This is a genomic window from Microbacterium sp. (assembly GCF_043427715.1).
Taxonomy (GTDB): Bacteria; Actinomycetota; Actinomycetes; order Actinomycetales; family Microbacteriaceae; genus Microbacterium.
Genome location: NZ_JBHWTD010000010.1, coordinates 1 through 7,090 on the forward strand (window position 1 = coordinate 1; position 7,090 = coordinate 7,090).

Annotated in this window: 8 protein-coding genes; 2 read left to right on the forward strand and 6 right to left on the reverse strand. The window is 68.5% G+C overall.

The genetic code is table 11. The annotated features are described in order from the left end of the window. The first annotated feature begins 214 nt into the window (after positions 1-214). The gene (locus ACHFGS_RS01070) at positions 215-910 is read left to right on the forward strand and encodes a restriction endonuclease (RefSeq protein ID WP_394289069.1); all 696 of its coding nucleotides are present in this window, start codon (positions 215-217) and stop codon (positions 908-910) included. A 66-nt stretch (positions 911-976) separates the two neighbouring features. On the opposite strand, the gene ACHFGS_RS01075 is transcribed toward ACHFGS_RS01070, so the two are convergent. From ACHFGS_RS01075 to ACHFGS_RS01100, 6 genes are all read right to left on the reverse strand, one after another. Beyond that, complete coding sequence (locus ACHFGS_RS01075) at positions 977-1,642, reverse strand: arsenate reductase ArsC (protein ID WP_394289066.1); 666 nt, start codon at positions 1,640-1,642, stop codon at positions 977-979. A gap of 2 nt (positions 1,643-1,644) precedes the next feature. Continuing rightward, positions 1,645-2,055: an arsenate reductase ArsC gene (locus ACHFGS_RS01080; protein ID WP_211448249.1), complete on the reverse strand. Its 411-nt coding sequence runs from the start codon at positions 2,053-2,055 to the stop codon at positions 1,645-1,647. A 107-nt stretch (positions 2,056-2,162) separates the two neighbouring features. Beyond that, on the reverse strand, positions 2,163-3,137 hold the full coding sequence (locus ACHFGS_RS01085) for a metalloregulator ArsR/SmtB family transcription factor (protein ID WP_394289067.1): 975 nt from the start codon (positions 3,135-3,137) through the stop codon (positions 2,163-2,165). Further along, the gene (gene arsB / locus ACHFGS_RS01090) at positions 3,134-4,273 is read right to left on the reverse strand and encodes an ACR3 family arsenite efflux transporter (RefSeq protein WP_283245025.1); all 1,140 of its coding nucleotides are present in this window, start codon (positions 4,271-4,273) and stop codon (positions 3,134-3,136) included. The genes ACHFGS_RS01085 and arsB overlap by 4 nt, the downstream gene beginning before the upstream one ends. Next, positions 4,270-5,220, reverse strand: coding sequence for a thioredoxin-disulfide reductase (trxB, locus tag ACHFGS_RS01095; RefSeq protein WP_394289068.1), 951 nt, complete (start codon positions 5,218-5,220; stop codon positions 4,270-4,272). The genes arsB and trxB overlap by 4 nt, the downstream gene beginning before the upstream one ends. Positions 5,221-5,650: 430 nt before the next feature. Further along, entirely contained in the window at positions 5,651-5,965 is a 315-nt protein-coding gene (locus tag ACHFGS_RS01100) for a thioredoxin family protein (protein ID WP_211448253.1), read from the reverse strand. A gap of 54 nt (positions 5,966-6,019) precedes the next feature. Between ACHFGS_RS01100 and ACHFGS_RS01105 the strand changes: the two genes are divergently transcribed. Then, on the forward strand, positions 6,020-6,418 hold the full coding sequence (locus tag ACHFGS_RS01105) for a heavy metal-responsive transcriptional regulator (protein ID WP_211450653.1): 399 nt from the start codon (positions 6,020-6,022) through the stop codon (positions 6,416-6,418). The last annotated feature ends 672 nt before the right edge of the window (positions 6,419-7,090 follow it).

Consider the following 7,090-nt stretch of genomic DNA (forward strand, 5'->3'; position numbering starts at 1 on the left):
GGTTCAACGAGAACCGGCTCCACTCCTCGATCGGATATCTCACGCCGATCGAGGCGGAGAACGCGTACTACCGTGAGATCAACTCCCAGCCTCAGCCGATGCTGGGAGAACTCGCCCTCCACTGAACCCGGGGCGATTCAGCACGCCTCAGCACTCCGCGGGTCGTGGACCCATGCCCTGCTGGTCGGACTGGCTCCGCGGCTAGGTTGATGACATACAGGATTGGCGGGGCTACCAGGAGGAAGCAGCAACCTTCTTCCGCTCGTTGGCCCTCCGGGCCGAGACGAACGTGCGGGTGAGCGGCGCGCGATCGCAGCACGATGTCGACGTGCTGGTCGAGTTCGAAAGGGCGGGGATGACGCACCGGTGGGTAGTTGAATGCAAAGCCCACCGGCGTCCCATCGCGAAGGATCGCGTCCACGTTCTACGGGACGTCGTCGCCGATGTCGGTGCAGACCGAGGCATCCTGCTGTCGGAGAGCGGCTTCCAGTCGGGGGCTCGGAGCGCTGCCAACCTGACCAACGTCCGCGTCACGTCGCTGGCGGAGCTCAGGTCGACGAGCGAAGAGGAGATGCTGGACGTCGCATTGTCGTCTCTCGCGGTGCGAGTGCACGCTGCACAGGCTCGGATCCTCGCGCTATCGCGGCGCGACAGGCCCGGCTCATGGACATCGCCTTCCGTCCCGCGGTCGGTCTGGCCTGAAGGCGTTCTAGGTCTCAGCGGCCGCCTAGCGATACTCGAGGGGGGAGTCCAGCGCGCGCAGCAACGTTCGTTCCCCGCGGCCTACGGCGTCGGGGACGGCGGCGTCATGCTCAAGGCCGATCGGGGCAGCTTCGTCAAAGCCGCTGCCGAGGTCCTGGAACAACTTGAGCCAGTCGTTGCGACACTTCGAGCGCCGAAGGAACGCTGACGCCGAGAGCACACAGCCGTAGTGGCGCACTCGCGCCGCGCTGTGGCGGTACCCGCGCCGTCGACCTCAGGCGGGAGCCACGCCGAGCTGCTCCAGCATGCGGTCGACGTGGTCGATGATCTCGTCGCGGATGCGTCGCACATCGTCCGGCGTCGCGTGCTCCGGGTCGGTGAGCTGCCAGTCCTCGTAGTGCTTGCCGGGGTAGATGGGGCACGCGTCGCCGCACCCCATCGTCACCACGACGTCCGCGGCGCGCACGACGTCGTCAGTCAGCGGCTTCGGGAACTCCGCGGTGAGGTCGAGCCCCACCTCCGCCATCGCCGAGACGACGGCGGGATTCAGAGAGGCGGCAGGCATGGAGCCGGCGGACCGCACGACCAGCCCGCCCTCCGAGCGCTCCGCGGCGATGGCGGAGGCCATCTGCGAGCGTCCCGCGTTCTGGACGCAGACGAACAGCACGCTGGGTCGGTCCTGGGGAATCGCACCCTTCGCCTCGGCGAGGGCGCGCAGCCGGTCCTTCGCGAAGCGCGTGACGCGCGCGACGAGGTGCGCCTTCACGACGGAGGTGCGGAGGAGCGCCGCATAGGACTCGAGGACGTACCGCTCGATCGTCTCGGCGGCGAAGATGCCTTGGTAGGCCGCGCTCAGCTCGTCGGTGAGGGCGTGCAGGAATCGCTCGGGATAGTCGATCCCGGGCAGGCCGCGTCGGCCGCGCACGTCGAACTCGGCCATCGTCAGCTCGTGCTCGGGACGAGTTCGGCGAGTAGGCGCTCGACGCGGCCGCGGATGTCGTCGCGGACGCGGCGGACCGTCTCGATGTCCTTGCCGGCCGGGTCCTCGAGCTCCCAGTCCTCGTAGCGCTTGCCGGGGAAGATGGGGCAGGCGTCGCCGCAGCCCATGGTGATGACCGCGTCGGACTCGCGGACAGCATCGACGGTAAGCACCTTCGGGGTGTTGCCGGCGATGTCGATGCCGACCTCGGCCATCGCCTCGATCGCGACGGGATTGATCTGGTCCTTCGGTGCGCTGCCGGCGGACAGCACTTCGACGGCGCCGTTCGAGAGCGCCGTCGCGAAGCCGGCGGCCATTTGGGAGCGGCCGGCGTTGTGCACGCAGACGAACAGGACGGTGGGGTTCTCGGTCATCGTGACTCTCTCTCGGTCAGGTGCAGACCTAGTCGGCACCGCTGCATTTGTACGGGTCAGGGGTTTCGGACGGGTGAACGCACGTGGTGCAAGGGATGGCCGGTGACTCAGACGAGCTCGTCGACGAGACGGACGACGCGCTGCGCGATGTCGTCGAGGATCGCCGCCACGCCCTCGGCTGATGCGAGTGCCGGGTCGCCGACCGCCCAGTCCTCGTAGCGGACACCGGGGATGATCGGGCAGACGTCGCCGCAACCCATGGTGACGACGACATCCGCGGCGCGGACGGCGTCATCGGTGAGCGGCTTGGGGAAGGCCTCGTCGGAGTCGTCGACGTTCTCGAGCAGCGGCCGCACGTTCGGGTGGATGGCAGAGGCGGGCGACGAGCCTGCGGAGCGTGCGACGACGCGGCCGCGTGCTGCCTGGTTGACGAGGGCGGCTGCGAGCTGCGACCGGCCCGCGTTGGCCACGCAGACGAACAGCACCTGCGGCACGCCCGTCGATCGGTCGCGCGTTAGGTCGGCGAGGCGCTGCCGGGCGAACCGGTCCGTGAGCGGCACGAGGTGTGCTGTGATCCGCGCTGTTCGAGCGAGCCCGGCGTAGGACTCGCGCACGACGCCCGTGACGGCGTCGGCGCTCAGCTGCGGGTAACGGGATGCCAGGGAGTCGGCGAGATGCGTGAGTGCCTCGTCGACGTCGTCGAGGCCGTGGTAGGCGTCAGTGTCGCGGGGCGGCGCGAGTGCTGCGGGCGCGAAGCTCTCGAGCAGGGTGGTGATCGCGGGGCGTGCGGCCGCGTCGATCGAGTACCAGACCCATGTGCCTCGGCGCTCGGAGACGAGCACGCCGGCGTCCTTGAGCACCTTGAGGTGGTGGGAGACGGTGGGTTGCGAGACGTCCGCGAGCTCCGCGAGGTCGCACACGCACGACTCTCCCCGTGGGTCGGAGGCGATGGCCGACAGCATGCGGAGCCGCAGTGGGTCGGCGAGCGACTTGAGCGTGGCCGCGACGGTTGAGGCGGCATGCTCGCTGATGGCGTGCGACGCGACGGGCGAGCACAGTGCGGCTTCCGACGTGGTGGTCATGATCCTTCCCGTTCGTGGCTGGGCTGCGAAGCGGGGTGGAGGTCTTGCGGCAACGGGTCGGTGCGGAACCAGACGCGGCCGGCCCACAGCGACACGTAGACGAGGCCGACGAGCACGGGCACCTCGATCAGGGGTCCGACGACGCCGGCGAGCGCCTGGCCCGAGGCGGCGCCGAAGGCGCCGATCGCGACCGCGATCGCCAGCTCGAAGTTGTTGCCCGCGGCGGTGAACGCGAGGGTGGTGGAACGGGCGTAGCCCAGCCCCAATGCCTTGCCTGTGACGAGGCCGATCGACCACATCAGCGCGAAGTAGACGAGCAACGGCAGCGCGATCCGGGCGACGTCGAGGGGCCGCTGCACGACGTTCTCGCCCTGGAGCGCGAAGAGCAGCACGATCGTGAAGAGCAGTCCGTAGAGCGCCCAGGGGCCGACGGCCGGGAGGTAGGTGCGCTCGTACCAGTCGCGGCCTCGGGTGCGCTCGCCGATCCAGCGCGATGCGAATCCGGCCGCCAGGGGGATGCCGAGGAAGATGAGCACGTTGATCGCGATCTCGCCCATGGAGATGTCGAGTCCCTGCGTCTCGAGGCCGAGCCATGTCGGCAGCACGGTGAGGTAGAACCAGCCCAGCAGCGCGAAGGCGCCGACCTGGAAGACGGAGTTGATGGCGACGAGCACCGCGGCCGCTTCCCGGTCGCCGCAGGCGAGGTCGTTCCAGATGACGACCATGGCGATGCAGCGCGCGAGCCCGACGATGATGAGGCCGGTGCGGTACTCGGGCAGGTCCGGCAGGAGCAGCCAGGCGAGCGCGAACATGAGCGCCGGTCCGACGAGCCAGTTGAGCACGAGCGACGAGATCAAGAGGCGGCGGTCGCCGGTGATGGCGGCGACGCGGTCGTAGCGGACCTTGGCGAGCACCGGATACATCATCACGAGCAGCCCGAGCGCGATCGGCAACGAGATGCCGCCGATCTCGAGCTGGGCGAGGAGCGTCCCGACGGCAGGCACGGTGCTGCCGAGCACCAGTCCGGCGCCCATGGCAAGCGCGATCCACAGCGGGAGCCAGCGGTCCAGCGCAGACAGGCGGCGCGGCGCGGCCGCCGCGATCGGCGCCCGCTCGGGGCTGGTCGCGACGCTCACGCGACGACGCTCTCGAGGCGGTGAGCGGGCGCTGCAGGCTCAAGTGCCGCAAGGTAGTGCTGGGCGTCCTGCGCGGCTGCGCAGCCGGTGCCGGCTGCGGTGATCGCCTGCCGGTAGGTGTGGTCGACGAGGTCGCCCGCGGCGAAGACGCCAGCGACGCTCGTGCGCGTCGAGGGGTGGTCGACGATCACGTACCCGTCGCCGTCGGTCGTGACCTGTCCGGCGACCAGCTCGGAGCGAGGGTCGTGGCCGATCGCGATGAACGCTCCGCTCACAGGCAGGGAGCGCTCGGCACCGGTCTCGGTGTCACGGAGGGAGATGGAATCGAGCTGCTGCTCGCCGATGAAATCGACGACCTCGCTGTTCCATGCCACCTCGACCTTGGGGTGGGTGAGGGCGCGCTCGGCCATGATGCGCGAGGCCCGGAAGGCGTCGCGGCGGTGCACGATCGTGACCTTGGATGCGAACCGGGTGAGGAACAGCGCCTCCTCCATCGCCGAGTCGCCGCCGCCGATGACGGCGACCTCCCGCTCGCGGAAGAAGAAGCCGTCGCACGTCGCGCACCACGAGACGCCGTGGCCGCTCAGGCGATCCTCGGCCGGCAGCCCGAGCCTCCGGTAGGCCGAACCCATCGTCAGGATCACGGCGCTCGCGGCGTACTCGTCGCCGGAGCCGGTGCGGATGCGCTTCACCGGTCCCTCGAGGTCCAGCTCGGTGGCGTCGTCGAGAAGGAGGCGGGCGCCGAAGCGCTCTGCCTGCGCCCGCAGCGACTCCATCAGCTCAGGGCCCTGGACGCCATCCACGAAGCCTGGAAAGTTCTCCACTTCGGTGGTGGTCATCAGGGCGCCGCCCGCGGTGACCGACCCCGCGATGACCACGGGCGCCAGGCCCGCTCGACCCGCATAGATGGCCGCGGTGTAGCCCGCGGGACCGGACCCAATGATCATCAGGTCTGTACTCTGTATCGACACGCTTCTATATTGGCGGTTGTCGATGTCACTCGCAACTTCCTGCGCGGCACGAAGTAGCCGCCGGGAGCCAGATTCGCGCCAACCTCGCTTGGGCATGTTCGAGCCTTCACCGTCCGACGCGCCGTCATCGCGTCGTTGGCTTCTTCACTGCGTGACCAGCACGCGAGTCCCGGCCCCGTTTGGCAGCGCATGCAGCCGCACCAGGCGGATCTCACGGTGACGTTTACGGGCGGCGCCACGGAGTTCCCTGGTCGGAGCCCCGCTGGGAGCGTTGTGGAGGAATCGCTCAGCGGTGCGAGGGGAATCGCTCCCGGCCGCTCCGTCGTGCACGTGGCTCAACTCGGCGTCGCTGGTTGGCCCGAGCCGGCCATGCCTTCACCGATGATCAGGAGGTCGAAGTAGTCGCTCATCGACGCATGCTTTCGGCGGTCTCGATCGCGTCGCGTAGCTGCTCCAGCGTTGGCGAGCCGGCGAATCCATCGGGAGTGAGGTAGATCCGGCAGGACAGCCCGGGCGGCGAGTCAGGCGTTGGGAAGAGAGGAACCCCGTCGATGAGCAGTGAGGGAGAGCCGTGAAAGCCCAACTCTTCCGCGTCTATCTGTGTTGCCACGAGCTGCCTGTGGACGGTCAGGTCGGGCCGTTCGGTTGCGATGGCTGCGAGGCGTTCGGCGACGGTCTCCCAACTTGGGCATCCATCGAAGTACTGCAAGGTGATCTCCATGTGCTGACCGTAAACGTTGCAGCACGGTGCAAGGTCAAGTGGTGTGATGGGAGCATGCGCATAGGACACCTCGCCGCCCTCACCGGCGTCAGCACGCAAGCCCTACGGTTCTACGAGCGGAAGGGCCTCTTGCCGACCGCAGCACGAGAGAGCAACGGGTACCGGGTCTACGAGGACGACGCTGCCGTAGCGCGAGTCGGCTTCATCCGTGCGGCTCAGGGCGCCGGGCTGAAGTTGACCGAGATCGCCGGCGTCCTTGAGCTTCGCGAGGCTGGTCAGGCCCCGTGTTCTCACGTCCGCTCCCTCCTAAATCGAGAGCGCGAGGAGATTCGCGCCCGGCAGACAGAACTCGCTCGCCTCGAAGCAGAATTAAGTCGCATGATCGAGGCAAGCCTGGCACTCGACCCGTCAGCATGCTCCCCGAGCAGCGTCTGCAATGTCATCCCGCACTAGGACGTCTTTGACGTCTGCCTTGAAGCTCGAGCGGAGCGAACGAGAGCCCGCAACGACGGTTCGAGGAGCGGCGATCGCGTATGGGTCTACCAAGCAACCTGCCTCCCAGGCTCCTAAGCGGGCGCTGCTCGACGGGCTGGGCCTCCGCACAAGCGAAGCGGGCTTGTGCATGGTGGCGGAAGCGCTGACGGGTGGCCGGCTCCGCGCGACGACTGGACAATGTCATGGCTGACGCGCGCGTGCGATGCTCGTGTTGCGGTAAGGAGTACCCGCGACGAAAGGTCCACGCGATCGGCAGGGACGGAACGTTCATCTGCCGACGATGCGGTCTCTGGGTGGCACTGCGGCTTCGGGGTGATCGAGAGGACGAGAAGCGCTGACCCTTGGATGGCTGACTCTGGATGCAGGAGCGTCGAATCGCCTCGTCAGCACTCGGTCAACCGCAGACTCCCCGCGGCCGCGCGTGTCGCGAAGTCGTCGAGGTCGCGCGCGGGGCGCAGGCGCGAAAGATGCCCCCTCGTTCGGCCATTTCCCTAGATACCCCGACGTCTCTCTGCGCCGGCCCGAGATCAGAGGTGGCCGCAGTCCTGTGGGAATCAGCTGCACTACTTGCAGCCCTCGCTCGGGGTGAGCCGGGTCGGGTCGGCGCGGCTGCGCTCGCGCCGACCAGAT